The 26,584-nt window shown below is 68.1% G+C and carries 28 protein-coding genes; 14 read left to right on the top strand and 14 right to left on the bottom strand.

Annotation, left to right across the window (positions count from 1 at the left end; genetic code table 11):
- Positions 1-67: 67 nt before the first annotated feature.
- The 8 genes from AC1DBD_RS16630 to AC1DBD_RS16595 all read right to left on the bottom strand — a co-directional run bounded on the left by AC1DBD_RS16630 (position 68) and on the right by AC1DBD_RS16595 (position 6,952).
- Positions 68-868: an anti-sigma factor domain-containing protein gene (locus tag AC1DBD_RS16630; RefSeq protein ID WP_476909643.1), complete on the bottom strand. Its 801-nt coding sequence runs from the start codon at positions 866-868 to the stop codon at positions 68-70.
- Complete coding sequence (locus tag AC1DBD_RS16625) at positions 855-1,430, bottom strand: RNA polymerase sigma factor (protein ID WP_441419277.1); 576 nt, start codon at positions 1,428-1,430, stop codon at positions 855-857. The genes AC1DBD_RS16630 and AC1DBD_RS16625 overlap by 14 nt, the downstream gene beginning before the upstream one ends.
- A gap of 50 nt (positions 1,431-1,480) precedes the next feature.
- Positions 1,481-2,263, bottom strand: a complete 783-nt coding sequence (locus tag AC1DBD_RS16620; RefSeq protein ID WP_476982539.1) for a class F sortase — start codon at positions 2,261-2,263, stop codon at positions 1,481-1,483.
- A gap of 76 nt (positions 2,264-2,339) precedes the next feature.
- Entirely contained in the window at positions 2,340-3,176 is an 837-nt protein-coding gene (locus AC1DBD_RS16615; RefSeq protein WP_476926494.1) for a DUF4397 domain-containing protein, read from the bottom strand.
- 194 nt (positions 3,177-3,370) lie between these two features.
- Positions 3,371-5,077 (bottom strand): DUF4389 domain-containing protein, encoded by a 1,707-nt coding sequence (locus AC1DBD_RS16610; protein WP_476982538.1) that lies wholly within the window; start codon positions 5,075-5,077, stop codon positions 3,371-3,373.
- The gene (locus AC1DBD_RS16605; protein WP_441419273.1) at positions 5,074-5,523 is read right to left on the bottom strand and encodes a flavodoxin family protein; all 450 of its coding nucleotides are present in this window, start codon (positions 5,521-5,523) and stop codon (positions 5,074-5,076) included. The genes AC1DBD_RS16610 and AC1DBD_RS16605 overlap by 4 nt, the downstream gene beginning before the upstream one ends.
- Positions 5,520-6,575, bottom strand: coding sequence for a zinc-dependent alcohol dehydrogenase family protein (locus AC1DBD_RS16600; RefSeq protein ID WP_476982537.1), 1,056 nt, complete (start codon positions 6,573-6,575; stop codon positions 5,520-5,522). Before AC1DBD_RS16600 ends, AC1DBD_RS16605 begins: the two co-directional genes overlap by 4 nt.
- Positions 6,572-6,952 (bottom strand): DEAD/DEAH box helicase family protein, encoded by a 381-nt coding sequence (locus tag AC1DBD_RS16595; RefSeq protein ID WP_441419271.1) that lies wholly within the window; start codon positions 6,950-6,952, stop codon positions 6,572-6,574. Before AC1DBD_RS16595 ends, AC1DBD_RS16600 begins: the two co-directional genes overlap by 4 nt.
- Positions 6,953-7,312: 360 nt before the next feature.
- Here AC1DBD_RS16595 and AC1DBD_RS16590 point away from each other — a divergent pair, with 360 nt between their 5' ends.
- Positions 7,313-8,863 carry an amidohydrolase gene (locus AC1DBD_RS16590; protein WP_476982536.1) on the top strand — a complete coding sequence of 517 codons (1,551 nt, stop codon included), beginning with the start codon at positions 7,313-7,315 and terminating at the stop codon, positions 8,861-8,863.
- A 21-nt stretch (positions 8,864-8,884) separates the two neighbouring features.
- Here the strand turns inward: AC1DBD_RS16590 and AC1DBD_RS16585 are convergent, their stop codons facing one another.
- A complete protein-coding gene (locus AC1DBD_RS16585; protein ID WP_476917615.1) occupies positions 8,885-9,409 on the bottom strand; it encodes a hypothetical protein in 525 nt (174 codons plus the stop codon).
- 107 nt (positions 9,410-9,516) lie between these two features.
- Here AC1DBD_RS16585 and AC1DBD_RS16580 point away from each other — a divergent pair, with 107 nt between their 5' ends.
- The 4 genes from AC1DBD_RS16580 (at position 9,517) to AC1DBD_RS16565 (ending at position 13,767) form a co-directional block, all read left to right on the top strand.
- Positions 9,517-10,911, top strand: a complete 1,395-nt coding sequence (locus AC1DBD_RS16580; protein WP_476982535.1) for an HNH endonuclease — start codon at positions 9,517-9,519, stop codon at positions 10,909-10,911.
- 335 nt (positions 10,912-11,246) lie between these two features.
- Positions 11,247-11,864 carry a uracil-DNA glycosylase family protein gene (locus AC1DBD_RS16575; RefSeq protein WP_441419267.1) on the top strand — a complete coding sequence of 206 codons (618 nt, stop codon included), beginning with the start codon at positions 11,247-11,249 and terminating at the stop codon, positions 11,862-11,864.
- A gap of 181 nt (positions 11,865-12,045) precedes the next feature.
- Positions 12,046-12,789: a glucose 1-dehydrogenase gene (locus AC1DBD_RS16570; protein WP_476982534.1), complete on the top strand. Its 744-nt coding sequence runs from the start codon at positions 12,046-12,048 to the stop codon at positions 12,787-12,789.
- Between the two features lie 21 nt (positions 12,790-12,810).
- Entirely contained in the window at positions 12,811-13,767 is a 957-nt protein-coding gene (locus AC1DBD_RS16565) for an L-lactate dehydrogenase (protein WP_476982533.1), read from the top strand.
- 6 nt (positions 13,768-13,773) lie between these two features.
- On the opposite strand, the gene AC1DBD_RS16560 is transcribed toward AC1DBD_RS16565, so the two are convergent.
- On the bottom strand, positions 13,774-14,907 hold the full coding sequence (locus tag AC1DBD_RS16560; RefSeq protein ID WP_476926445.1) for a cation diffusion facilitator family transporter: 1,134 nt from the start codon (positions 14,905-14,907) through the stop codon (positions 13,774-13,776).
- Positions 14,904-15,239: an ArsR/SmtB family transcription factor gene (locus tag AC1DBD_RS16555; protein ID WP_476893414.1), complete on the bottom strand. Its 336-nt coding sequence runs from the start codon at positions 15,237-15,239 to the stop codon at positions 14,904-14,906. The genes AC1DBD_RS16560 and AC1DBD_RS16555 overlap by 4 nt, the downstream gene beginning before the upstream one ends.
- Positions 15,240-15,378: 139 nt before the next feature.
- On the opposite strand from AC1DBD_RS16555, the gene AC1DBD_RS16550 reads away from it, so the two are divergent.
- The 7 genes from AC1DBD_RS16550 to AC1DBD_RS16520 all read left to right on the top strand — a co-directional run bounded on the left by AC1DBD_RS16550 (position 15,379) and on the right by AC1DBD_RS16520 (position 23,035).
- A complete protein-coding gene (locus tag AC1DBD_RS16550; RefSeq protein ID WP_476893413.1) occupies positions 15,379-15,843 on the top strand; it encodes a hypothetical protein in 465 nt (154 codons plus the stop codon).
- A 112-nt stretch (positions 15,844-15,955) separates the two neighbouring features.
- The gene (locus tag AC1DBD_RS16545) at positions 15,956-16,552 is read left to right on the top strand and encodes a DUF305 domain-containing protein (protein ID WP_441419261.1); all 597 of its coding nucleotides are present in this window, start codon (positions 15,956-15,958) and stop codon (positions 16,550-16,552) included.
- 134 nt (positions 16,553-16,686) lie between these two features.
- On the top strand, positions 16,687-17,394 hold the full coding sequence (locus tag AC1DBD_RS16540) for a FadR/GntR family transcriptional regulator (protein ID WP_476893412.1): 708 nt from the start codon (positions 16,687-16,689) through the stop codon (positions 17,392-17,394).
- A 70-nt stretch (positions 17,395-17,464) separates the two neighbouring features.
- Positions 17,465-18,505: an asparaginase gene (locus AC1DBD_RS16535; RefSeq protein ID WP_476893411.1), complete on the top strand. Its 1,041-nt coding sequence runs from the start codon at positions 17,465-17,467 to the stop codon at positions 18,503-18,505.
- 8 nt (positions 18,506-18,513) lie between these two features.
- On the top strand, positions 18,514-19,929 hold the full coding sequence (locus AC1DBD_RS16530; protein ID WP_476893410.1) for an aspartate ammonia-lyase: 1,416 nt from the start codon (positions 18,514-18,516) through the stop codon (positions 19,927-19,929).
- 27 nt (positions 19,930-19,956) lie between these two features.
- Positions 19,957-21,543, top strand: a complete 1,587-nt coding sequence (locus AC1DBD_RS16525) for an amino acid permease (RefSeq protein ID WP_441419257.1) — start codon at positions 19,957-19,959, stop codon at positions 21,541-21,543.
- Positions 21,544-21,736: 193 nt separating this feature from the next.
- The gene (locus AC1DBD_RS16520) at positions 21,737-23,035 is read left to right on the top strand and encodes an ATP-binding protein (protein WP_441419256.1); all 1,299 of its coding nucleotides are present in this window, start codon (positions 21,737-21,739) and stop codon (positions 23,033-23,035) included.
- Here AC1DBD_RS16520 and AC1DBD_RS16515 read toward each other — a convergent pair.
- Together AC1DBD_RS16515 and gluQRS are read right to left on the bottom strand one after the other, a co-directional pair.
- Positions 23,032-23,649: an HD domain-containing protein gene (locus tag AC1DBD_RS16515; protein ID WP_441419255.1), complete on the bottom strand. Its 618-nt coding sequence runs from the start codon at positions 23,647-23,649 to the stop codon at positions 23,032-23,034. The genes AC1DBD_RS16520 and AC1DBD_RS16515 overlap by 4 nt on opposite strands.
- A 9-nt stretch (positions 23,650-23,658) precedes the next feature.
- Complete coding sequence (gluQRS, locus tag AC1DBD_RS16510) at positions 23,659-24,555, bottom strand: tRNA glutamyl-Q(34) synthetase GluQRS (RefSeq protein WP_476982532.1); 897 nt, start codon at positions 24,553-24,555, stop codon at positions 23,659-23,661.
- 330 nt (positions 24,556-24,885) lie between these two features.
- Here gluQRS and AC1DBD_RS16505 point away from each other — a divergent pair, with 330 nt between their 5' ends.
- The gene (locus AC1DBD_RS16505; RefSeq protein WP_476893436.1) at positions 24,886-25,344 is read left to right on the top strand and encodes an Lrp/AsnC family transcriptional regulator; all 459 of its coding nucleotides are present in this window, start codon (positions 24,886-24,888) and stop codon (positions 25,342-25,344) included.
- A gap of 9 nt (positions 25,345-25,353) precedes the next feature.
- Here the strand turns inward: AC1DBD_RS16505 and AC1DBD_RS16500 are convergent, their stop codons facing one another.
- Complete coding sequence (locus AC1DBD_RS16500; protein ID WP_175323527.1) at positions 25,354-25,809, bottom strand: Lrp/AsnC family transcriptional regulator; 456 nt, start codon at positions 25,807-25,809, stop codon at positions 25,354-25,356.
- A gap of 104 nt (positions 25,810-25,913) precedes the next feature.
- Between AC1DBD_RS16500 and AC1DBD_RS16495 the strand changes: the two genes are divergently transcribed.
- Positions 25,914-26,567: a LysE family translocator gene (locus AC1DBD_RS16495; protein ID WP_441419253.1), complete on the top strand. Its 654-nt coding sequence runs from the start codon at positions 25,914-25,916 to the stop codon at positions 26,565-26,567.
- Positions 26,568-26,584 lie beyond the last annotated feature (17 nt).

Genomic DNA, 26,584 nt, shown 5'->3' with positions numbered 1-26,584 from the left:
AATTCCCTCAACTATGTTCTCGCTGGGGTCAGGTGGCAAGGGGTCAGGTGGCAACGGGACGAACGGCTCAGGACACGAGGGTTCCGCGCACGATGCTCACGCTGGAGTGCGCGGGATTGCCGTCGACCGGTTCGTCGGACACGTCCACGATCGGGTACTCGCTCAGGTTCAGGCCCGCCGGCACCGGGAAGGTGCCCGAATCAGAGGTCATGACCCCAAGGCTCACCAGCCGGGACAGGTCCGGCGCTATCAGCCAGACCTCCTGGTACCCGCGGGCCTCATTCTTGTTGACCTGAACTTCCAGGGTGCGCTGACCGTCCTTGGCCTCGACGACGCGGGCCGATCCGGTGGCCGAGTGCTGATCGACCGGGGCGAGCTCGGCGCGGGCCAACGGGGTCACCTGCGCCTGGTTCTGCTGTACGGACCAGAAGGCTCCCGCCGCCAGAAGGACTGTGGCGGCGGCGGCCGCCAGCCACACCCCGGGGCGGCGCATCCAGCCCGCGCCCCCGCCGGGCTTCCGTTTCCGGGCGGCGCGCTCTTCCCTGGAGGGCAGCGGCGCCGGTGACGGTGACACCGGCGACTCCGACGACGCCGACGGCGACGGCGCCGGCGAATCGGAGGCCGCGAGCGGGTTTGCGGCGACGGCGGGGGAAAGCCCCAGCGCGCTGTGAATTCCTGCCCACACCTGCGGTCCCGGCGCTTCGAGCGCGACGGCGTCCGGTCCCGGCTTGGCCGCGACCACGGCACGGCGGAGCCCCGCAAAGTCCGCTGCGCAGCCGGCGCAGGAGCGGAGGTGGTCCGCGGCGTCGTCCCCGAGCTCCTCGCCAAGTGCCAGCAGGCTCAGGGACTCCGGATCAAGATGTTGCACGGTCTACCTCCAATCGGCTTCTGAGCACGGACAGGCTGCGGCGGATGTGGCTCTTGACGGTACCAAGCGGCAGGTCCAGTTTCTGTGAGATCTGCGAGTGCGTCAGGTCGTCGTAAAAAGCGAGCTTGAGGATGGATCCTTGCGGTTCGCCCAGCCGCTCGAGTTCCCCATCCAGCAGCAGCCGGTCGGCGAGCAGCTCGGCCGCCGCGTGCCCGGCGGCCTGGCCCGGGTCCGGTGAGTGTTCGACGGCGGCCAGGACCTTCCGGGTTTCCCGCGTTGTAGCCGCCTGGGCGTCCGCAATGACATTCCGCGTGATGCCGACGATCCACGCCGGCAGCCGCGCCTTCGAGGGATCGAACGCGGACCGCGAGCGCCAGACCCGGATAAAGACTTCCTGGGTGGCATCGTCGGCCGCGGCGCTGTCGCGCAGCGAGCGCAAGGCCAGGGTGTGCACCAGGGGTGAGAATTGCCGGTACGCCTCTGCCAGCGCGGTTTCGTCCCCGGCAGCGAACGCCTCGTTCAGTCGCGCGTCCCAGGCGGAGGGGGACTCGAAAGGTGCCAAGCCCGGCTCCTTCCCCCTGCTGGCGGCGACAATGAGCGCTGCGTCCTGGATCACGCCGGCACCGCCGTGACAATCACATTGTCGCCGTAGTCCTGTTGTTCGTCCAGCCATCTGCCCCCGCAGGTCACGAGCTTCAGCTGCGGCGGCCCGTCGCGCCGAAACACGGAGGCGCCGTCGAACGCGTCCTTGGCCATCAGCTCCACCCGGATCACCCGATAGGCCAGGGGCGCGGCACCGTGCCGCTGGACCGTGACGATGGAGCCGGCCGGCAACGACTTGAGCTGGGAGAACGGCGCCGACTCGGAAGTCGTGTCGACGTGCGCCGCCACCACGGCAGTGCCGGCGGCGGCCCCGGGAGCAGGCCCGAAGCGGTACCAGCCGGCCTGGTTGAAGGGCTCCGGGATCTCCATGGCCCCGTCGGGGCTGACCCCCACCTCCACAATGGGCATGTTGATGGTGGTTCCAGCGACAGTCAGGAAGCGCGGGGCGGGGTCCTTGGCCGGGCTGGCCACCGGGGCCGCCGGCCGGACCGGGATGGGTGACTTCGGGACCGCTGACTTTGGGGCGGGAGCCGGCGCGACCTGCACAGGCCGCGTGGGCTGGGTTTGCGGCGGTATTTCGACGCCGGGTTGGCCGGCGCCGGGGGCTGCAGTCCCCAGGCCGGCTGTATCCGAAGGCAGCGGAGCGGAGCTCAACTGGGGGGCGGCGCAACCGGCGATCAGCAGCGCCACCGTGGCGGCGGATGCGGCGATCCGCGCGGCGGAGCGCTGGGCGGACCTTTGCGGAACATCGGCGTGGAGACGCCAGGTGGCCTTCGCCGTCTTGCGCAGCATGTTCTTCCTCCTCCCGTAGTGAGCCCAAGGGCCGGCCGCCCGGGGTGTCCGGGCGGCCGGCGTGGGCGTTCGCGTCCTAGCGGGTGCGGCGGAACGCCGGCTGCCTGCGGGCCACAGCAACACCGCCGACAAGCAGCAGCATCACTGCGGCACCGATGCCTACAGTCGCGGCTGTCTGACCGAAGGGTGCGGTGCCGGCGTCGGCGGCGCCGGAGCGTCCGCCCGGAACGCCGCCGGGAGCGGAGTGCAGCCCCTCGATCTTCTGTACGGCCAGTTTCAGGTTCTTGTCCGCGAGGCTGCCCCATGCGTAGACCACGGTGTGGGTGCCTTCGGCGACAGTCACGTTGGCCGGGCCGATCACCGGAGCCGTGGTGCCGGCGGCGGCGACGGCAACGGACAGGGTCCCGGGGTCAAGGGTGAGCGTCTTCTCCTTGGGATTGGCCAGGTTTGAGATGACGGGGGCGCCGCCTGCAAGGATGTCCACGGCCGGCGCCGCTGCCGTATGGCGGACAGTGAGCTTGCCCTTGCCGGGACCGATTTGCGACACGTCGTTGGTGAAGAAGTTGGCCGTCGGTTTGCCCGCAGCGTCGAGGTTGGCAACGGCCGTGTAGTTGCCGCTGGCGGCGAGGTTGACCTTCACGGGACCGATTACGGGGGCAGAGGCGTCCTTGGCATTTGCGGCGGTGATGGCAAGTTCATAGGCCCCGGCAGGAAGGGCCAGCGGACCGGCCAGGGTCCCCGGGGCGAAGTCATCCAAGGTGCGTTCGCCGTTGACCCATACGTCAACGGTCAACCCCGGCACTCCGTGGAGGACGGAAAGCTGGGCGTCGGGCTCGGCTGCCTGGGCGGGGCCGGCAAGGGTGAGTGCTGCCGCGATTGCCACGGCGCCTGCACTGAAAAGGCTGGTACGCATTTACATCTCCTTCAACGGCCCGGGGAGCGGGCGATTATTTGCTTACACCCCTACTACCGGCGCGTGGGGCCGTTTGGATGCAGATGCATGTAGAAATGTTTTGCAGGAGGACTGTGCGTGCCCAGCGGACGTAGTCCAGCAGCCGGGTTCCTCAGTGAGGTGCCCGGCTGCCGCAGGAGACGATCTGGGGTGGCCTAGGGACGCGGAGGGACCTCCGGGCCGCCTCTCCCCTCGTGAACTTCCGGAGGAACAGCCGCGGACGGGCCGCCGATCCCATAGAAGCCCGGCGGCCCGGGTTGCTGCTCGGGCGTTCCGGCCTGGGCCGCAGTCTGGCCCGGGCCGGGTGCCGGCTGGCCGTACGCGGGGGCCGGCGGAGGGCCGGCGGTCGGCACCGGCTGGAGGTCGCCCGGATCGGTGGGCCCCATGTCCAGATGGAACGGCGGGTATTCGTCCCGCATGAGGGCCACGTAGGTGATGACGCGGTAGATCCAGCGGTTCAGGCCCATCAGCAGGTCGAACAGCCCGCGCCAGTACTGGCCGGTGAACAACAGGATGACGCCCGCAATGAGCACCAGCAGCCCGATCAGCGAGATGCCGGCGTTCTGCTGGACCCACTGCCCGTCGTCCCAGTAACCCTCGCGGCTGCCCCAGACTCTCGTGGTGCCGGTGAGGACCCCCACGATGAGCAGATGCGGGATGGCCAGCAGCCAGGACTTCACCAGCACTAAGCCGTGGGACAGTTTCTCCGGGTAGTCGACGTCGAAGTCCGCCGGATAGCCGGTGCGGGCCAGCGTGAATGGCGGGTACTGGTCCGTGCCGATCGCCGCGTAGGAGTAGAACGCCACCCGCCAGCTCCAGCGGATCACGCCCACGTTGAAGTTGAACAGCGAGCGCGGATAGCGGCCGGTGAAAAGGATCGCGAAGCCGGCCACGATTGTGGTGACGACGAAGGCGAACCAAAGGAAGAACAGCACGATGTAGTGCGGGATGGCCAGGAACCACTTGACCAGCCACAGCCAGCGGGACAGTTGCGGGTCCAGATAGCCACTGAGCCGGGCCGGATAAACATAACCCCCGGGAGGGGCGCCGGACGGCAGCGGTCCCGCCGAGTACGGGGCACCTGCGTAGGAAGCGCCGGCGTAGGAAGCACCTGGGTAAGGAGCCGGGGCGTGTGGAGCGCCGGCGTAAGGAGCCCCAGGCTGCTGCCCGGGACCCTGCGGCGGCCTGCCGCGTCCCAGCCCGGCTGCGCCGGCCACAATCAGGGGGACACCCACCGCCAGCAACACAATGCCGCCGATCAGTAGCCCGAGGAAGATTGGCCAGAGGAGGTCCGAGCGGGCACCGCCGCGGAGGTCGACAGAAACCGGGCTGCTCGCGTCGGCGTTCATGATCACGACCGCCCAGTTCCCGGAGCGCAGGTCCCACTTGAGTTCCTGGCTGCCGGCCCCGGTGGCGGACGCCGTCCAAAATTTCTGATCCGCAGGCCGGGCGGGAGGCTTGGTTCCGGACACATCACGGTACTCGGCCCGGAAAGGCGAGAAGCGGACCTCGGTCAGCTCGGAATGTTTGACGCCGCTCAAATAGGCGGCCACGTCTGCCTGCGGAGCAATGCCGATGAAGATCTGCTGCGCCGAGTCCGCAGCGGAGCCGCGCAGCATCACGCTGCCGGCCGCCGCGGCCGGGTCGACTCCGGCGGGTCCGGCGTCGGTCATGACATTCAGCCGCGGCGAGGTCAACGCGTAAGAGTCCACCGTGTAGCGCTCGGACGGGGTGGTGAAATAGCCGCCGTCGCGCTGCTGGTAATTGGCCCAACCGGTGAAGCCGGCCCCGGCGAGAAGTCCCAGTCCCAGCAGCGCCGCAAGCGTGCCGAGCACCAGCATGACAATCCGGCCCGGTTTCATGGCCGTTCCAACGCCTCCAGCAGTGACTTGCCCCATCGTGCGGCCTTCTCGATTTCGCCGGGCCGCAACGGCCCCTCGCTGCCCTGGACGTAAAAGGGCATAGGCTCGGAAATGATGTCGGCGCCGTTGTCCCGGAGCGCGTGCGCCATCTTCTTCGCCGCGTCGCCGTGGACGAACATCCGGACGCGGGTGTCGAAAGCTGCCGCTTTGACCCCGTTAAGATGGCCGTCCCCAAGCGTCGAGAGCAACTCCGTGATCTTCGGCGTCGGACGCCAGCCGTTGATGGGGCTTCCAAGTACGAGCAGGTCCCCCGCAGCCAGGTCGTCGGGGGAAAACTCGTTGACCGGCACGGGTGTGGCGTGGAGTTCGCCGAGCGAGCCGGCGACGGCTTCCGCCACGGATTTGGTGTTGCCGAACGCCGAATCGTAGACAACGTGGGCTTTCATGCGGTGATCACCACTTTCAGGGCCTTCGTTTCCGCGGCTCTGGCGAAGGTGTCGTAGGCGTCCAGGAACTGGTCGAAACTGAAGTGGTGGGTGGCGAACTTGTCTGCCGGCACCTTGTCCTGGGCTACCAGCTTGAGCAACATCGGGGTGGTGTTGGCATTGACCAGACCCATGCTGATGTTGATGTTCCGGATCCAGAGGTCCTCCACGTGAAGTTCCACGGATTTTCCGTGCACTCCCACGTTGGCCACGTTGCCGCCCGGACGGACAATGTCGGTGCACATGCTGAAGGTTGCCGGGATACCGACAGCCTCGATCGCCACGTCCACGCCCTGCCCGTCGGTGAGCACCATGACCTGGTCCTTCCAGTCGGCGTCCCCGGAAAGCACGACGTCAGTGGCGCCAAACTCGCGTGATTTTTCCAGCCGGTTCGCGTCGAGGTCGATGGCGATGATGGTGGCGGCGCCATAGAGGCCCGCGGTGGCGATTGCTGCAAGCCCGACCGGGCCGGCACCCACCACGGCCACGGTGTCGCCGGGCTTGACCCGGCCGTACTGCACGCCGATCTCAAACCCGGTGGGCAGGATGTCGGACAGCATCACTGCCTGCTCGTCGCTCACACCCTCCGGCAGTAGATGGAGCGAGTTTTCGGCGTAGGGGACGCGGACGTATTCGGCCTGCGTGCCGTCAATCAGGTGTCCAAAGATCCAGCCGATCCCGGACTGCCCTTCCTCGCCCATGCAGTGCGAGTAGAGCCCGGTCTTGCAGTTGGCGCAGTGCCCGCAGGACTTGATGCAGGAAATAATGACGCGGTCCCCCACCTTCAATCCGGTCACGGAGGACCCGGTCTCGGTGATGGTTCCTACGCCCTCGTGGCCGAGGATCCGGCCCTTGGTTACGGCGGGCACGTCGCCCTTGAGGATGTGGAGATCCGTGCCGCAGATGGTGGTGGTATCCACCTTGACGATCGCGTCGCTGGGATTCTGGATCTTCGGATCCGGGACGTCCGTCCAGGACTTCTGGCCGGGGCCGCCGTACACGAGGGCTTTCATGCGAGCTCCTTGGTTCTGAGGATGACGTGCGGATCGACGATCCGCAGGCGGCAGGGGGTGACAGACGAGTCAATGCCGGAAGAAACGATGGACTGGCGGGCGTGCTCGCGGAGTTCCTCGAAAGCTGCCGCGGTGACCCGGGCGTGCGCCAGGTCCACGATGATCTCGTAGCCTGCGAGTCTGGAAGTCACTCGGCGGCACACCACGTAGAGAGCCCGGATGTTGGCGGTCGTGACGACGCCGCGCACCTCGACGCGCGCGGACTCCTCCGCGGGGTCGATCCGGATGACCACCTTAATCCGCGGATCGCCGTGGGAGGGGTGTGCGTGGAAAGACCGGGCGCGGCTGGCTTGGTTCAAGTGTCGCAGCGGGCTCATGCGTTCTCAGAGCTCCCCCGCTGCGCAGCCGTGGTGGCGGTCGTCGTGTGCGCATCGGCTGCGACAGAATATTGACTAGACATGTTGGATGGTCTCCTGCCTTTCCTGCCCAAGCTGGAAAGTGCAAATGCCATTTCCTCACCCCAGGGTCCTAGCGAGACCGAAAATGCTTGCAGGCGGTTCATCCCCCATGGCCGTGCAGGAACCGCCCCAATTCCAGAATGACCTCCGTGCTGTTCGCGGGCAAGGGGGCGAAAGTCCCTTGCACGCGCCGGGGCTCGGGCGACTGGGAGGCGTGTGTTGGCAGTGACCAGTGGTGCGCGAATTGTTGCCACCCCCAGGTGGCCCTAGCCTGTTCCTATGCCGAAAAATGCCGTTTCCGCCGCTCAGCCGGGTCTTGCCCTCACCTCGGTCCGGCAGCCGGGGGAAATGCCGCTGTGTGACATTTTCATTACGGACGGCATTGTTGCTCGGATTGTGCCCGCGGGCTCGCGGGGTCCGTCGTCGGAGGCTTCGGCGGGCGGTCTCGACGTAGTGGACCTGGACGGGCGCTTCGTGATGCCGGGGCTGTGGGACGAGCATGTCCACATGACCCAGTGGGCCCTGGCCGCGGGCCGGATCGATCTTTCCGGCGCAGGCTCCGCTCGGGAAGCGGCCGCCGTCGTGCAATCCCAGCTGAATGAAAAGGGTTCCGGGGCGGCGGAAGGTAGAGGCTACGGCGGCGCCGCGGCCGGCGGCCGGACGCTCGTCGGCGTCGGATTCCGCGACGCTGTCTGGGCGGACATGCCCAGTCTTGAACTGCTCGACGGCGCAACCGCCGGCGTCCCCACGGCGCTGATCAGCCACGATCTGCACTGCGTGTGGCTCAACACCGCGGCCGCCGGGCGCTACGGCGTGGCCGTGGGTGCGGACGGACTGCTCCGCGAGGATCCGGCCTTTGAACTCACCAGGGAGTTGGGCCGACTGCCCGACGTCGCGGTCGACGCCATGGTCCGCGACGCCGGGAAGGCAGCCGCTGCGCGAGGCATCGTGGGGATTGTCGACTTCGAGATGGTCTGGAACCGGGATACGTGGCTGCGGCGGATCGCGGCGGGGTTCGATTCCTTCCGCGTTGATGCGGGGGTCTATCCGCAGGATCTGGACCGAGCCGTCGGCGCGGGGATGCGGACCGGCCAGCAGGTTCCGGAGGGCGGCGGACTCCTTCGGGTGGGTCCGCTGAAGGTCTTGATCGACGGCTCACTGAACACGCGCACGGCGTACTGCGTGGACCCCTACCCGCACGGCGGCCGCGGCCTGCTCACGGTCAGCGAGCCGGAGTTGCTGGAGCTGCTGGTGCGGGCCCGCGACACCGGGTTCGTCCCCGCGGTACACGCGATCGGCGACGGCGCCAACGAGGTGGCTTTGAACGCCTTCGAGGCGGCCGGAGTACGGGGCCGGATTGAGCATGCCCAGTTTGTCCGGCAGCAAGACTTCGCACGGTTCGGCGAACTGGGCCTGACCGCCAGCGTGCAGCCCGCCCACGCCCTCGATGACCGCGACGCGGCCGACTCCAACTGGGCCGGCCGGACGGAGCGGGCGTTCCCGCTGCGCTCCCTGCTCGACGCCGGGGCCACGCTGGCACTTGGCTCCGACGCTCCGGTCGCGGCGCTGGAACCCTGGACGGCCATGTCTGCGGCCACCACCCGGGCCCGGCAGGACGGCCGCGGTCCGTGGCACCCGGAGCAGGCGCTGACCCGGCAGGAGGCGCTGGCTGCGTCGTCGCGCGGACGGCGCCGGATCAGCGTCGGCGACCCGGCCGACGTCGTCGTGCTCGACGCCGACCCGCTGGCCGCCTCCGACGCCGAGTTTGCCGCGATGCCGGTGGCCGCGACGCTGGTGGCGGGGCGGTTCACGCACCGCGGCGGGTTTTAGCTGGGCGCGCGGCGCAACCGGCTAGGCGCCCTTGACGCGGGCCTGGACCAGGTTGGCATAAGGCAGCCTGCCGTGGTCTGCGATGAACGCGGCGTGGTAGCCGGCTTCGGCCGCGGCTAGCTGGTCCACGGGTAGCTCCTTCCACGCGATGATCAGCTTGTTGGCGGCGGCGAGCTGCCAGATCAGCCGCCCATCCCAGTGGCCCGGCGGCTTGCCCTTGCCGAAGTCCACGAACTCCTGGATCTGCCGGCGCAGCCCCCGGTTGCCTTTGCTGCCCGGCCCGGCCTTGCCCACGTAGAGGACGTCGGCACCGTCGACCCATTCGACGTCGAGCGCCTCGGGCTTGAGGGTTGGATCCTTTTTCTTGAAGATGCCAGCCGTGCTCTTGGCGAGGAACTGAGGCCGGGCGCTGCCCGGCCCGGGGCTCTCGGGCAGCAGCACGGCGAAGATGCCGGGTTTCTGGGGGATCCGGTTGATGTCCAGCTCCGTTAGCGCCCGGAACCCGGTGAAGCCGTCCTGCTTCAGTGACTGTCTGTTGATCGGCATGGGTTCCTTGGCTTGGGCTTTTGGGCGTGGCGGTGCTCTTGGTGCCTACGGAGGCGGCGGTTTCTCGGCCGCCTTAATTGTCACAGGTGCCTGATTGACTGGATTCCATGGACGGCAAGCAAGGGCCCGACGTGGCTCTGACGGACAGCGTAACGGTCGCGGACCTCGCGCGGATCCTGGCCGGGATCCCGGCCCCGGCCAGCGCCGCGGCCCTCATCGACGAAACACGCGAGCTGGAGGACCTGAAGTCCGTCCTGGCCGCCCGGCAGGCCCGGGACGCCGTCGCCTTCGACCTGGCCCAGCGCCGCGAACAATCCCTTGCCGGCGTTCCCGCCGACCAACTCGGCACCGGCGTCGGCGCGCAGCTCGCCCTCGCCCGCCGCGAATCCCCGGCCAAAGGCGGGAGACTCCTGGGCCTCGCCAAAGCCCTCGTCACCGAAATGCCGCACACCCTCGCCGGCCTGGAAACCGGCCAGCTCAACGAATGGCGCGCCACGCTCCTGGCCCGCGAAACCGCCTGCCTGTCCGCAGCCGACCGGGCCGCCGTCGACGAGGAACTCGCCCCCGACGCCGGGACCTTCGACGGCGCGGGCGACCGCGCCATCGTCGCCGCGGCCCGTGCCGCCGCGTACCGGCGGGACCCGCGCTCCATCACCCAGCGCGCCGGCCACGCCGAAACCGAACGCCACGTCAGCCTCCGCCCGGCCCCCGACACCATGTGCTACCTCACCGCGTTGCTGCCCGTCGGCCAAGGCGTGGCCGTGCACGCCGCCCTCACCCGGCACGCAGACGCTGCCCGCGCCGCCGGGGATCCCCGTTCCCGGGGCCAGCTGATGGCCGACGCCCTGGTCGAACGCACCACCGGCAAAGCCGGCGGGATCAGCGGCATCGACATCCAGCTCATCATGACCGACCGCACCCTCTTCCAGGCCGACAGCGAACCCGCCCGCCTCCCCGGCTACGGCATCGTCCCCGCCGGGTGGGCCCGGAACCTGCTCAGGGACGCGGCCGGCGGCTCGGGCGGCTCGGGCGGCTCTGGCGACGAACGCGCCTTCGCGACCTGGCTCCGCCGGCTCTACACCGCGCCGGCCACCGGCGAACTCGTGGCCATGGACTCCCGCGCGAGGCTCTTCCCGCCCGGGCTGCGCCGGTTCCTCCAGGCCCGGGACCACACCTGCCGGACGCCGTACTGCGACGCACCCATCCGCCACCTGGACCACATCATCCCCTGGCACACCGGCGGCGCAACCACAGCAGCCAACGGCGCCGGAGTCTGCGAGGCCTGCAACCACGCCAAAGAAACCCCCGGCTGGAACGCACAACCCCGCCCCGGACCCCGGCACACCCTCCAACTCACCACACCCACCGGCCACAGCTACCACTCCACCGCCCCGCCGCTGCCGGGAGGGGCATATCGGTCGACGGCGACATTCGGCCAGCGTCGGGAACTTCGACACCTCGTCAAGGTGCTGAAGCTCGGGCGGCTCAGGACTGCGGCCTGAGACTTAGGGACGAGGTTGGCCGTCCGCGGCCTGCTGAGGGACTTCGGGGAGGGCGGCAGGCCGCCATGTATCCGCTAAACGCCAAAAATCCGTTAAACACAGGACCTGCAGGTACCTTCGCGATCTCGCTATGAGACGGCTCGGACATTTTCATGTCCAGAACGACCCGGCTTAATCAAGTGGTTACCTGCAGGCGCTTTAAGCGTACGCCTGCCCAGAAGCCGAGGCTAGGGGTCCGTCGCCTCTTCCGGGCCGCACGAAAACACCCTCCGGCACAGAAGCGTAGAGTGGAACAAGACGCCTGATTCTGGACGCCGAGTGCTGAGGGAGAAATCGTGACGATTGACTGGGACGAAAAGAAGACTCTGCTGCAGGAACCGAACATCGCGGCCGTGACCCAACTTTGCGACGAACTGATGGAGAAGAAGCCGGGATCTGTGGTCCCGTACATCGACCCCGTCCATGATGAGGACGAGTGCCGCATCGTGACCCTCCATATTGCGCCCGGCAAGGGCTGCGAATCGGGGTTCGTCTCGCATTTCAACGAGGACGAGGCAGCCCGCCGCGCCACCTCCATCTACGAAGCCGTCGAACTCGACCCGCGCTATGTGATGCCGTGGAACGCCTATCCCTGGGTCCGCGACCCGGAGCTCCCGTCAGCCCTGAACGTCCAGGAAAAGACCGACGGCTTGCGGCCCTTCCGCCAGTTCATGAAGATCAACAAGCGGACCTCCGCGATCATCGCCCACGGTGCCGACGCCCACGCCTTCCTGACACTGTTCGAAAAGACCTACCACTCCTCACTGAAGAACCGCGGCGTGAAAATCTACAAAGCCACCGCGCTGGGTGGCCGCGCCTTTGCCGTATCGCCGGCCAAGCAGGAAGAACTCCTGGCCAAGAACGTCGCGGTCTACAAGGACGCCATGCAGCGGGCGGGGATCCAGCACCTCTAGGCGCCACACGACGCCGGCTCGCCGCCGCCTGCCGACGTCGCCCTTGGGCCCAACGGCCCTGCCCAACCACGTCTCCCCCAGCCAAGCTGGGATAGCTGACCGCATCACGGCCGGCCCGTCGCAGACGGATGCAGCGCAGACGGATACAGCGCTGACTGGTGCAGCTCGAAGGGACAACGGTATGGGACGTTTGGACGGCAAAGTCGCACTGATCAGCGGCGGCGCCCGCGGCATTGGCGCCGCGATCGCGCAGCGCTTCCTTGACGAAGGGGCGACGGCCGTCGTCGGCGATGTGCTGGACGACGACGGCGCCCAGTTACTGGCTCAACTCGGCGACGGCGTCCGCTACGTTCACCTGGACGTGACCAGCCCGGCGGACTGGGACGCAGCAGTTAACGAGGCCGTGTCCGCTTTCGGCGGCCTGAGCATCCTGGTCAACAATGCCGGCATCGTGAACTTCGGGCGGATCGACGACTACCCGCACGAACAATGGGCCCGGATCATCGAGGTGAACCTCACCGGGGTCTTCAACGGCATCAAGGCCGCCGCCCCAGCGCTGGCCAGGGCGGGCTCCTCCTCCATCATCAACGTCTCCTCCATCGCCGGACTGCGCGGCTACGAGAACCTCGCCGGCTACACCGCGTCGAAATTCGGCGTGCGCGGCCTGACCAAGGCAGCCGCACTCGACCTCGGGCGGGACGGGATCCGGGTCAACTCCGTCCACCCCGGCGTCATCCAGACCCCCATGACCGAGGGCATGACCTTCGACACCGGCCATGTGCCGCTGCACCGGATCGGCCAACCCGCCGAGATCGCGCAGCTCGCCGTCTATCTGGCCAGCGAGGAATCCTCCTTCGTCACGGGTGCCGAATTCGTCATTGATGGCGGCGAAACCGCGGGCACCGTCGTGCCGCCCGGCAGCTGACCGCGCAGGATGGAGAGGCTCATGTCCGCACGCTCCGGGTCCAAACTGGCCGTCGTCGGCGCCGGCAGCGTCGGCACGTCGCTTGCCTACGCCGCCCTGATCCGCGGCTCGGCCAGCCACGTCGCGCTCTTTGACGTCAACGCGGCCAAGGCCGAGGCCGAGGTCCTGGACCTGGCGCACGGCACCCAGTTCACGGCGGCGGCGGCAACCGTCAACGGCGGCGGGGACATCAGCGTCACCGAAGGCGCCGACGTCGTCGTCATCACCGCGGGGGCCAAACAGGCGCCCGGCCAGACCCGCCTGGACCTGGCCGGCACCAACGTCCGCATCCTCGAGCAGCTCATGCCGCAACTGCTCGAACACGCCCCGGACGCGGTCTACGTGCTTGTCACCAACCCCTGTGATGTGCTGACCGTGGCCGCGCAAAAGATCACCGGGCTGCCTACCTCCCGGGTTTTCTCCTCCGGCACCGTATTGGACACCTCGCGGCTGCGCTGGTTGCTGGCGCACCGTGCGGGCGTGTCCGTGACCAGCGTGCACGCCAGCATGGTCGGCGAACACGGCGACACCGAATTCCCGGCTTGGTCCGGTGCGACCATCGGCCCGGTGCCGATCCGGGACTGGAGGGTCGACGGCGAGCGCATCTTCACCCCCGGGTACCTCACCGAAACCGCCCGCGAAGTCACGCAGGCCGCCTACAAAGTCATCGCCGGCAAGGGCGCCACGAATTACGCGATCGGCCTCTCCGGTGCCCGGATCGTGGAGGCGCTGCTGCGCTCGGAAAACGCGGTGCTCCCGGTCTCCACGGTGTTGGGCGGGCAGTACGGGATCGACGGAATCGCCCTCTCACTGCCCAGCATCGTGGGCAACGGCGGCGTGCGCGCGGTCCTGGAGACACCCATGGACGAGGGCGAACTCGCTTCCCTCCACCACTCGGCCGAGACCCTGCGGCAGAGCCTCGCTTCCCTGGGGATCTGACCCCGGCTAAGCGGACTGCGTTATGGACGGCACCACCGTCACCGAGCCGAGGTGCGGCAGCGCCGCCTTGGCGCCCTCTTCCAGGTCCGCGGCCACCGAGGAAAGATCGGCCAGCCGGGCGTCCGGACTGAGGGGGACCGTGATCTCGGCGTGCAGCCGGTGCCCGGACCAGCGCAGCCGGGAGGTCCCGCCCAGTGGCGAGCGCTCCCGGACGACGCCAGCGAGCGCATCGCTCAGTTGGGGGTCGACGCCGTCCATGAGTCGCCGCCCGACGTCGCGCACGGTGCCCCAGAGCAGCACCATGATCGCCACCGAGATCAGCAGCCCCACGATCGGATCCGCCAACGGGAAGCCGAGCCAGACGCCGATGACACCGGCCACCACGGCGAGCGACGTGAAGCCGTCAGTCCGGGCGTGCACGCCGTCGGCGATCAGCGCCGCGGACCCGATCCGCCGGCCGACCCGGATCCGGTAGATCGCCACCAGCTCATTGCCCGCGAAGCCGACGAGGCCTGCAGCGAGGACCCAGCCGAGGTTCTGCACGGGCTGCGGTTCGAAGAAGCGGCGAATGGATTCGACGGCGGCCACGACCGCGGAGAGGGCGATCATGGCGACGATGAAGAGTCCGGCCAGGTCCTCGGCGCGGCCGAAGCCGTACGGGTAGGTACGCGTCGGTTTGCGCCGGCCGAGCAGGAACGCAATCCACAACGGCACCGCGGTAAGCGCATCGGAGAAATTGTGCACGGTGTCCGCCAGCAGCGCCACCGATCCGCTGATCAGCACAATCGCCAGCTGGAACAGCGAGGTGGCGCCCAGGCCCAGCAGTGAGACTTTAACCGCGCGGATGCCCTGGGCGCTGGACTCGAGTGCCTCGTCGATGGAGTCCGCGGCGTCATGGGAATGCGGGACGAAGAGCTCGTGCAGCCAACCCTTCAGCCCGGGGGCGTGGGTGTGGCCGTGCGCGTGGTCGTGATCGTGCGCGTGGTCGTGGTCGTGATCGTGCTCGTGTTCGTGCTCGTGATCGTGCGGGTGGTCGTGATCGTGGTCGTGCTCGTGCGGGTGGTCGTGATCATGCGGATGATCGTGGCCGTCGTGTTCCCCGTGGCGGTTGTGGCCCACTGCGTTCCCCGGCCCGCTCATGCGCCGTGTCCCGGGGCAGTGCCTAGCGCGTGCTCGGCCTGGTGGATCGCATCCATCACCAGCTGGCGGGCGTGATCATTCTGCAACCGGTAAAAGACCTTGGTGCCTTCCTGCCTGGTGGCGACCATACCGCCCAGCCGCATCTTGGCCAGGTGCTGCGAGACGGCAGAGGCCGGTTTCCCGACCTGCTCCGCCAAGGCGTTAACCGGCAGCTCACCGTTCCCCAGAGCGAGGATCAGCCGGACCCGCGTGGCGTCGGCCAGCATGGAAAATACTTCGACGGCCAGCTCCACGTGGGGGCTTTCGACATCAACCCGCATATCTGCATTCATACGCAGATACTTTCACACCCGCCGCGTCGGTCCAACTGTTAACCGGGCTGGCCGCGGGTGGCTGGAACACAATCAGCGGAGCCATCGTTGATCACCGGTAGCCTGAACTGCGGGACATCAGCCTGAAAGGAGGTGCGACGTGACCGAAGCATCGAAGCATGATCCGGCCGCCTGCCTCCTCCGCTTCGCCCTGCTGGCCGGCATCCTCGCCGTGCTTGCCGGGCTTCTCGGCATGCACGTCCTCGCTGGCACCCAGGGAGCGCACGCCTCGGCTGAGCACGTCCAGACCGCCCCAGCGTCCGGCCATTCTGCATCCTTCCACGCAGCTGCCGGCCATACTGCACCCGCGCACACCGGCCAGGCGATCCATCACGAAACTCCGACGCCGCCGTCGTGCGTCTGCGGTGGAGGCTGCGGCGAACAGCACGCGGCACACACGTCGTGCACCCCGGCCCCCTCGGGCGCGTCCCTGAGCGCGCCCCTGCCCGGGACAACACTGCTCACGTTCCGGCCACGGAGCGCGGCGGAAGTGGACCAGCTCGCCGCCAACTCCTACCTCCCCTCCACGCCAACGCCGAACGAGCTGTCCATTAGCCGGACGTAAAGGGGATCCGTGCCGCGCTTCGCCGGCACCCACGCCCCCACACGGTGCGCACCCCTTAGGCTCGCATCGTCCGCCGCCGGCGCACGCCGGATTCCCAAAGGACAGAATTTTGATGAACAAAGCACTGACAATCTCCGCCACCGCCCTCGCCGCGATCATCGCCCTGGCCGGCTGCTCCGCCAGCACCGGCTCCGGCAGCAGCATGCCCGGCATGGACCACGGCAGCGCGGGATCGAGTTCCGCGCCCGCAGCCGCGGACCACAACGGCACGGACACCATGTTCGCCCAGGGGATGATCCCGCACCACGCCCAGGCTGTCGAAATGAGCGAGATGATGCTCAAGGAGCAGGGCATCGACCCCAAGGTGACCGCCCTGGCCGGCCGCATCAAGGCTGCCCAGGGGCCGGAGATCGAACGGATGACCGGCTGGCTCCGGAGCTGGAACGAATCCACCCAAATGCCGGGAGGCCACGTCATGTCCGGCATGGTGAGCGATGACGGAATCCGCCAGCTCGACGCCGCCACGGGCACCGAGGCCGCGAAGCTGTTCCTCACCCAAATGATCGCCCACCACGAGGGCGCCGTCGAGATGGCCAACGCGGAGGTCCGAAGCGGCAAGAACCCGGACGCGATCAAACTGGCCAGGGACATCGCCGCCTCCCAGACGGACGAAATCAAGGAAATGAAGGGACTGCTGGCCGGCCTCTAGGCTCAGCTGCCGGGTCCGAGCGGACACTTGTAGCCCTGACCGGGCCCTCGGAGTGTGCCCAAGTGTCCGCTCGGCCGGCTCCCGGGCGTGGGAGCCGGTTGACACCCCAGTGTGACCTCTGCCATATTTGAGGGGTGAACCTGTCAGACAGCCGGACAGCCGGACAACCACTCGCCCGCCTCAGCGCGGCCGAGGCCGTCTTTAACGTCCTGCGCTCCGAGATCGAATCCGGCAAGCTCGGCATCGGCGCCAAACTGAGTTCCGAAGCCACGCTCGCCCAGCAGTACGGCGTGAGCCGCTCCGTGGTCCGCGAGGCCCTGCGTTCCTGCAACGCCTTGGGGCTTACCGTCACGAGGACCGGGCGGGGCACCTTCGTCGTCGCCGACCATGTGGCCAAAGACCTGGTCCTGGGCCAGTATTCCGCCCTGGACCTCACCGAGGCCCGCCCCCACATCGAAGTTCCGGCCGCCGGGCTCGCCGCGGAACGCCGTTCGCCGGAGGAACTGGACACCATGCGGGACATCGTCGCGGCCATGACCGCCGAGGACGACCCCGAAGTGTGGGTTGGCCTGGATTCGAATTTCCATGCCCTGATCGCGAAGGCCAGCCGGAACAAGGTCTTCGAGAACGTCGTCGCGGACATCCGCGAGGCCCTGGCACATCAGTCGGAGACCCTGAATATGGTGGCGGACCGCCAGCACGCCTCGGATGAAGAGCACCGGCGCATCCTGGCCGCCATCGAGGGCGGCGACGCAGCAACAGCGCGAATCGCCATGAGCCAGCACCTGCACGCCGTTGGTCTTGCCCTCGCCTCGATCCTGCATCCCCACGCCGGCGTGTGATCCGGCCCAGCGGGCAGACCCAGCAACAGCACCTTGAACAGCAACGAACACCTCCACTGCTAAGGACGCAATGATTTCCCCTGCCGTCGCGCACATTCCAACTCCAGCGGCCCCCGCGAGGCTCCCGCAGCACGTCCCCCTTGCGGTCCAGACCCGCGACGGCATGGCCGAGAGCGTCCACTACGGCTCGGCCATCGCCACCGCGGCGGACGGCCGCACCCTCCTGGCCGCCGGCGAGCCGCTCGCCCCGTTCTACCCGCGCTCCGCCCTTAAGCCCCTGCAGGCGGTCGCCATGGTTCGCGCCGGCCTCGACCTCCCGGAGGAACTCCTCGCCCTGGCCGCCGCCAGCCACTCCGGAGCCACCGTCCACCGCGACGGCGCGCTGCGCATCCTGGACCTGTACGGCCTCAACCCCGCTGACCTTGAGAACAGCACCGACCTCCCCTACGGCGTCCGCGAACGCGAGGAATGGCTCGGCGGCGGCGGCCAGGCCACCCGGCTGGCGCAGAACTGCTCCGGAAAGCACGCCGCGATGGTTGCCACCTGCCTCGTCAACGGCTGGCCCGTCCGGGGATACCTGGACCCGGCGCACCCGTTGCAGCAACTCGTGGCCCGGACCGTGGCGGAGTTGACCGGCGAGCAGCCTGAGCGCGCCTCCACCGACGGCTGCGGCACCCCGCTGTTCGCCCTGACCCTGCGCGGCATGGCCCGCGCCTTCGGCCAGCTGGCCTCGGCAAAGGGATCCGACAGCGCGGAGGCTGCCGTGGCCCACGCCATGCGCCGCCACCCCGGGATGGTGGCGGGCGAGGACCGAGATGTCACCGCACTGATGCGCCTGGTCCCCGGCCTCCTCGCGAAGGACGGCTTTGAGGGCGTCCAGCTCGTGGGCCTTCCGGACGGCCGCGCCGTCGCCGTCAAAATCTCCGACGGCGGGGACCGCGCCCGGATGCCTGTCACCGTGCGCCTGCTGGAGGCGCTCGACGTCGACACCTCGCCTCTGACGGGGCTCACCACGTCAGCTGTGCTGGGCGGCGGCCGGCCCGTCGGACTGCTGCAGGCCACCGATTTCCTCGCCGCCCACGTAACTTTCAACGACCCCCACGCCCTATAAGGACCGCCATGACCCCGCTCGACGAACCCGCCGACTTCCGCTCCGAACATGACCTCCTGGGCGACCGGGATGTTCCCGCTGACGCCTACTGGGGTGTCCACACCCTTCGGGCCGTAGAGAACTTCCCCATCACCGGCCAGCCGCTGTCCTCCAACATGTACCTGGTCCGAGGGCTGGCCGCCGTGAAGCTGGCTGCCGCCCGCACCAACCACGAGCTCGGGCTGCTCGACGCCGAGCGCGCCCGTGCCATCGAGGACGCCTGCACCGATGTCATGAGCGGCAAACTCAGCGAGCAGTTCGTGGTGGACGTCATCCAGGGCGGTGCCGGAACGTCGTCGAACATGAATGCCAACGAGGTAATCGCCAACCGGGCCCTGGAAATCCTTGGACACCCGAAGGGCGACTACGCACGGCTGCACCCCAACGACCACGTCAACCTCAGCCAGTCCACGAACGACGTCTACCCCACCGCGGTCAAACTCGGCACGATCTTCGCCGCCCGGGAACTGCTGGCAGCCCTCACCGAGCTGGAAGATGCCTTCGCCGCCAAGGCCGTCGAATTCCGCACGGTGGTGAAGATGGGCCGCACCCAGTTGCAGGACGCCGTCCCCATGACGCTGGGGCAGGAGTTCGGCACCTACGCCGTCACGATCGGCGAGGACCGGCTCCGGCTGGCCGAAGCCGACCTGCTGATCCACGAGATCAACCTCGGCGCCACGGCGATCGGCACCGGTCTGAACGCCCCGGCGGGCTATGCAGAGGCCGCCTGTCGGCACCTTGCCGAGATCACCGGCCTGCCATTGGTCACGGCGGCGGACCTGATCGAGGCCACCCAGGACGTCGGCGCCTTCGTGCACCTCTCCGGGGTGCTGAAGCGGGTGGCCGTGAAACTGTCCAAGATCTGCAACGACCTCCGGCTGCTCTCCTCCGGCCCGCGCGCCGGCTTCGGCGAAATCAACCTTCCGGCCGTGCAGTCCGGCTCCTCCATCATGCCCGGCAAGATCAACCCGGTCATCCCGGAGGTGGTCAGCCAGGTGGCCTACGAGGTCATCGGCAACGATGTCACCATCACCATGGCCGCAGAAGCCGGCCAGCTCCAGCTCAACGCCTTCGAACCGATCATCGTCCACAGCCTCCACAAGAGCATCTCGCACCTGGAAGCCGCCTGCCGCACCCTCACGGCCCGCTGCGTCCGGGGTATCACCGCCAATACCGAACGGCTCCGCCTGACGGTGGAACAGTCAATCGGCCTCGTCACCGCCCTCAACCCGCAGCTGGGCTACGCGACCGCCACGGCGATCGCGCAGGAAGCCCTCGCCACCGGCAAGGGAGTCGCGGAACTCGTACTCGAACACGGGCTGCTCACCGCCGAGCAGCTCACCGAACTGCTCAGCCCGCAGCGACTGGCCAACCTGAGCAAGTAGCGCCCCCTCGAACCCCGAAGGACCCCCATGACCTATCCAGAAACTGCCCGCGCCCAAAAACCGCCGGCCCAAGAACAGCCAACCCCGCAGCAGGGCATCTCCGACCACACCATTCCGGCGCATGCCCACGCCTCCGAGGCCGCACTCCATGCCGAAGACCAGGGCTACCACAAAGGCCTGAAACCCCGGCAGGTCCAGATGATCGCGATCGGCGGCGCCATCGGCACCGGCCTGTTCATGGGCGCCGGCGGCCGACTCGCCACCGCCGGACCGGCCCTGATCATCAGCTACGCCCTCTGCGGGTTCTTCGCGTTCATGATCCTGCGCGCACTCGGCGAACTCGTGATGCACCGGCCGTCATCAGGCTCCTTCGTCTCCTACGCCCGCGAATTCTTCGGCGAGAAGGCCGCGTTCGTCACCGGCTGGCTGTACTGGCTGAACTGGGCCATGACCGCGATCGTGGACATCACCGCCGTCGCGCTGTACATGAACTTCTTCAAGAAGTACTGGGCGCCGATCGCAGATGTACCGCAATGGACCTGGGCCCTTGCCGCCCTGATCCTGGTGCTGGGCCTGAACCTCATCAGCGTGAAGGTGTTCGGCGAGCTCGAATTCTGGTTCGCGCTCATCAAGGTCGTGGCGCTCGTGTCCTTTTTGATAGTCGGCATCTACTTCGTCATCTTCGGCACCCCCGTCGCCGGCCAGGAGGTCGGCTTCACCCTGATCGCGGACAACGGCGGCCTGTTCCCCAACGGCCTGCTGCCGGCAATCGTGGTGATGCAGGGCGTTGTGTTCGCCTACGCATCGATCGAGCTGATCGGCACGGCGGCGGGCGAGACGGAAAACCCGGAAAAGATCATGCCGCGCGCCATCAACACCGTGATCGTACGCATCGCCGTGTTCTACGTCGGCTCACTCGTGCTGCTCTCGCTGCTGCTCCCCTACAGCTCCTACAAGGCCGGTGAAAGCCCGTTCGTGACGTTCTTCGGTTCCATTGGTGTGGACGGCGTGGACGCCATCATGAACCTGGTGGTCCTGACCGCGGCCCTCTCCTCGCTCAACGCCGGCCTGTACTCCACCGGCCGGATTATGCGGTCCATGTCCGTTTCAGGGTCCGCGCCGAAGTTCGCCGCCCGGATGAACAAGGCAGGCGTGCCCTACGGCGGAATCGCCCTCACTGCCGGCGTGGCCGTGCTGGGCGTCATCCTGAACGCCGTGGTCCCGGCCGAGGCCTTCGAGATCGTCCTGAACGTGGCGTCGCTGGGTATCATCAGCACCTGGGCCATGATCGTCCTGTGCCAGATGCAGCTTGCCCGGCTCGCAGCCCGCGGGGAACTGCTCAGGCCCGCGTTCCGGATGCCCGGCGCACCCGTCACAGGCTGGATTACGCTCGCGTTCCTGCTCGCCGTGCTGGTCCTGATGGCGTTCGACTCGCCGGTGGGGACCTGGACCATCGCGTCCCTTGTGGTCATCGTCCCGCTCCTGATGCTCGGGTGGCGCCTCTGCCGGCACCGCATCCTGGAGATCGCCGCGGTCCGCGACGGCTTCACCGGGCCGTACCCGCTGGTGGCCAACCGGCCTTCCGGGAACTCCGGGAACTCCGGGAACGAATAGAACCGGGCCGCCGCCGCCCAACTAGCTCGCACTTGTTGTCGTTTTCAGGGCTCAAAACGACAACAACTGCGAGCTAGTTGGGGGACGGGCGGCGTAACGGAGAGTACCGTAGCGCTCCCGCCGGGTGCCTGTCGCCTAAGCTCGGAACAACAGTTCCACTTGGCTCAGCGACGAACCACCCGGGAGACACCTCATGACCAACTGGCGGATCAGGGATTTCCATTCGGCCGACCTGGACGGGATCCTGCACCTCTGGGAATCCCTCAAGGCCACGAATGTCGAGCCGGTCTACGCGCTCTCCGAGGTCTTGGCCTCGTGCGAGAAGGACCACGCCGTCGTCGCGGTGCAGGGCGAGCAGGTGGTGGGTGCCGCCGTCGGCCGCGCCGCGCACGACCAGGGCTGGATCGTCTTCCTGGCCACCCTGCCCGAGTTCCGCGGCCGCGGAATCGGCACCTCGCTGCTGGCCTCCGTGGAAAACCGGATGGCCCCGCACGGGCTGAACAAGCTCTCCGCCCTCATGCCGGAGTCCGAAACCCGCGTCGAGGCCTTCCTGAGCCGCGGCTTCGTGCTGAAGAAGAACCTGCGCTATTTTGAACGCAAGATCCCGGTGCAGCGCCAGGAACTCGAGCCGCTGAGCCAGCTGGGCGGGCGGATCCTGGCCCGCGACCTCTGGGAAAACGTCGCCGGCATGCGCAACGAGAAGGAACTCCTGGAGCGCCGCCTCGTCCTGCCGCTGGCCGAAGCCGACCTGGCCGACGAGTATGGCGTGGTCCCGCCGCGCGCGGTCGTGCTGTTCGGCCCTCCGGGCACCGGCAAGACGACCTTCGCCAAGGCGATTGCGTCCCGGCTGGAGTGGCCCTTTGTGGAGGTTTTCCCCTCCCGGCTCGCCGCCGACCCATTGGGCTTGGCCGGGGCCCTGCGCGAGACCTTCCTGGAGATTGCCGAGCTGGAGCATGCCGTCGTGTTCATCGACGAGGTGGAGGAGATCGCCTCGCAGCGCTCCGGCGAGCCGCCGTCGCCGCTGCAGGGCGTCACCAACGAGCTGCTGAAGATCATTCCGGCCTTCCGCGAACAGCCCGGCCGGCTGCTGGTCTGCGCCACCAACTTCATCCGCGCCCTGGATTCCGCGTTCCTGCGCCACGGCCGCTTCGACTACGTCATCCCGATCGGCTTGCCGGACCGCCTGGCCCGCGAGGCCATGTGGCAGCGCTTCATCCCCGCCACCGTGGTGGACGATGTGGACGTGGAGCTGCTGGTGGATCGCACTGAGGGCTTCTCTCCCGCCGACATCGAATACGCCGCCCGGAGCGCCTCCCAGCGTGCGCTTGAGAAAGCCGTGTACGACGACGGCGGCGCGTCCGTCCGCGAGGCGGTCCGGAAGGGCCCGGCGACGCAGGACTACCTCGACGCGATCGCGGACACCCGGACCACCGTCAGCGCGGAAGTGCAGCAGGAGTTCCTCGAGGACATCGACCTGCTGGGCCGGGTCTAGCCCTCCGGGTTGCCGTCGTAGGAGAGGTTCTCGTAGTCGGTGTCGTCGGCCTCGTCGAGCATGTCATCGAGCTCCTCGAGCAACCACGGGTTGATCCGGGCCAGGATCTTGCGGGTTTCCTCCACCGGAACCGCGGCGTACAGCACCGGCCGGGCCTCGTCGTAGCGGGTGACCGGCGGCTTGTCCGGCCACTTCTCCGCCAGCGCCTTGACCCGTTCGGGCAGGGAGTTGTGCGCATTGTCGGCGATCTTGACCAGGGTGGCATCGTGGTCCTCGGCGATGTAGCGGATGCCGGCCTGGTAGTCGTCCGGGTTCTCGTGCAGCCGCTTCGTGACCCGTTCGATGATGTCCACGGCCCGTTCGGGGACCCCCATCTCCAGCAGCGCCTGCCGCGTCATCGGGGTGTCCTCGGCGATGTCGTGCAGGTATCCGGCGATCCGGATGTCGTCATCGAAGTCGGCCAGCGCATCGCCGACGGCGATCACATGCTCGCGGTAGGGCCGCTTGAGCTTGTCCTTCTGCCGGTTGTGGGCCACCTCGGCGAGGACCCTGGCCGTCTCGACGGTAAACCCGGTCTTCGGCGCGGCCGCTTCCATGAACTCTGGTTCTGACATGCTTCCAGCCTACGCGTCGGGGCCGCCCATCCCCGGCCACACCCACGGCTCCCGCGGCAGGCCCGCGGGATCGAACACGGCCAGCGCCTGCTGCAGGGATCCCGCAGGCAAACCCAGGGATTCCAGCAGCGCGTCCCGCACCTCATCGACGGCGACCCCCACGGCAGCAAGATCCGCGAGCGTCACCGCACCGTCACGCTTGGCCAGCCGGGCGCCGTCGGCGTTCAACACCAGCGGCACGTGGGCATATTCCGGAACGGGAATATTCAAGAGGGAGGCCAGGTAGGCCTGCCGCGGAGTGGATGGCAACAGATCATCGCCGCGGACCACCTGGTCGACCCCCTGCGCGGCATCATCCACCACCACGGCCAGGTTGTAGGCGGTGACCCCGTCGTTGCGGCGGAGCACGAAGTCATCCACCACCCCGGTGAAGCTGCCGTGCAGCACGTCCCGAACAGTCGCCTCGGCAACGGCCGCGCGGAGCCGGACCGCCGCAGGCCGGACCGCCCGTTTGCTCGCACGCTCGGCCTCGCCCAGGTTCCGGCAGGTGCCCGGGTACGCGCCCTGCGGGGCGTGCGGGGCGGACGGCGCCTCCTGGATTTCGCGGCGGGTACAGAAGCATTCGTAGGTCAGCCCGGCCGCGGTCAGCCGGTCGATCGCGGCGGCGTAGAGGTGCTCCCGGTCAGTCTGACGGACGACGCCGCCGTCCCAGTTCACGCCGATCGCCGCCAGATCACGGAGTTGCCCGGCCTCGGCACCCGCGCGGGCGCGGTCCAGGTCCTCGACCCGCATCAGGAAGCGTCGGCCGGTAGACCGGGCAAAGAGCCACGCGAGGATGGCCGTACGGAGGTTGCCCACGTGCAGCTCGCCGGAGGGGCTGGGGGCGAAGCGTCCGGCTGATGTCATGGGACAAGCCTATGCGGCGCAACACAAGAGCCCCTCAGCCACCGATGACTTCGGACATCCGACGTCGGGGGCTCAGGGGCTCTTGCCGTTAAGGGTGTGCGGAAAGACGATGCGTGAACAAGAGTCAATCAGCGGCGGGCTCCTTGCGGGATGCCTCATCCAGGGTCCGGGAGGTGTGCCGGGGGATCTGTAGCCTTCGGGTGCCGGCGGTGGCCCGCATCCCTTGTTGCCACTATTTGAGCAGTAGCCATACAGTTGGTGCAACGGGCACCGCGCTCGTTGGTCAGATTGACCATTGAGAGCTTCGACTATTGGCAGGAAGTGGTCAGATTGCAGCAGCTCGACTCGACGGATCGCCGGATCCTCCTGGCCCTGGATGCTGACCCGCGGGTCCCCATCATGGTGCTGGCCCAGAAACTGGGCCTGGCCCGCGGAACTGTCCAGTCCCGGCTCGAGCGGATGACGGCGTCGGGCGCGCTCCGCCCGAACAGCAGCCGGGTGCTGCCCTCCGCACTTGGTCGCGGAGTGGCAGCGGCGGTGAGCGCCGAACTGGACCAGAGCCACCTGGATGAGGCGATCGCCGCGCTGCGGAACATCCCGGAGGTGCTCGAATGCCATGCGCCCGCAGGCGACACCGACCTGCTGATCCGGGTGGTCGCCACGAGCCCCGACGATCTCTACCGGGTTTCCGAGGAAATCCGGCTGTGTCCGGGGATTGTGCGGACGTCCACCAGCATGTTCCTGCGCGAGGTCATCCCCTACCGGACCACAGGGCTGCTGGAAGGCTAACCGCCCGGATCACACGGGCGGCCCGGTATTCGCTTTCAGGTTCTTCATGACCAGCGTCGAGGTTAGACGCTCGACGCCGGGCAGCGAGGTCAGCTCGGCGTCGTAAAAGCGCTGGTACGCCGGGAGGTCCTCTGCAATGACCTTGAGCAGATAGTCCGGCTCGCCGAAGAGCCGCTGGGCCTCGACGATGTTGGGGTTCTCCGCCACGCGGTTCTCGAAGATCTCCATGGTGGCGCGGTCCACCTGACGCAGCGTGACAAACACAATCGCTTCGAAGCCCAGCCCGACGGCGGCCGGATCGATGTCGGCGCGGTAACCGCGGATGACGCCGGACGTCTCCAGCTCGCGAAGCCTCCGGTGGCACGGCGCCACGGTGAGCCCGACCTTCGCCGCGAGCGCCGTGGCAGTCATCCGGCCGTCTTCACGGAGGTTGCGCAAAATACTTCTGTCAATATGGTCAATCACGCAATAACCTTACCGTCGGCACGGCTTTACGGGCGAAATCAGTAAGCACTTTTGGCCCGAAAATTCCTAGGCTTACTCCTAGAGCCCACCGTCAGGAGTCCGCCGTGAACCCCCAGCTGTTCCTCGCCTTCATCGGCGTCGCCGTGGCCCTCGCCTGCACCCCGGGCGTCGACTGGGCCTACTCCATCGCCGCCGGGCTCAAGGACCGCAGTTTCGTGCCCGCAGTGGCCGGCCTCTGCGGCGGCTACGTCGTACACACCGCACTCCTGGCCGCCGGGCTGGCCGCCGTGATCACGGGCATGCCCGGGCTCCTGGGCTGGCTTACGGTGGCGGGCGCGGGCTACCTGCTCTGGCTGGGCGTCAGCACGGTACGCTCCTGGCGGGGCGCCAGCTTCGGCGGCCAAGCCGCCACCGCGCCGGCCCAGGCCAACCAGTTCCGGGTCTTCCTGCAGGGCATGGGCACCAGCGGCATCAACCCTAAGGGGCTGCTCTTCTTCGTTGCCCTGGTCCCGCAGTTCGTCAGCACCGACGCCGCCTTGTCCGTGCCGCTGCAGTCCGGCCTGCTGGGGCTCACCTTTGTCCTGTTGGTGGCCGTGGTCTACAGCTGCGTGGCGCTCTTGGCCCGGAAGCTCCTGCACACCCGGCCCGGCGCTGCCCGCCGGGTGACGCTGGCCAGCGGAATCATCATGGTGGCGCTGGGCCTGGTGCTGCTGGGCGAACAGCTGGTGCCGCTGGCTGCGCAGACCATCTGGCAGTAGCCCTCCGGAAACCGCCA

The organism is Arthrobacter sp. 10T419 (assembly GCF_056394105.1).
The sequence above is the reverse complement of the archived record's forward strand: the minus strand, read 5'-3'. Positions and strand labels throughout refer to the sequence as shown.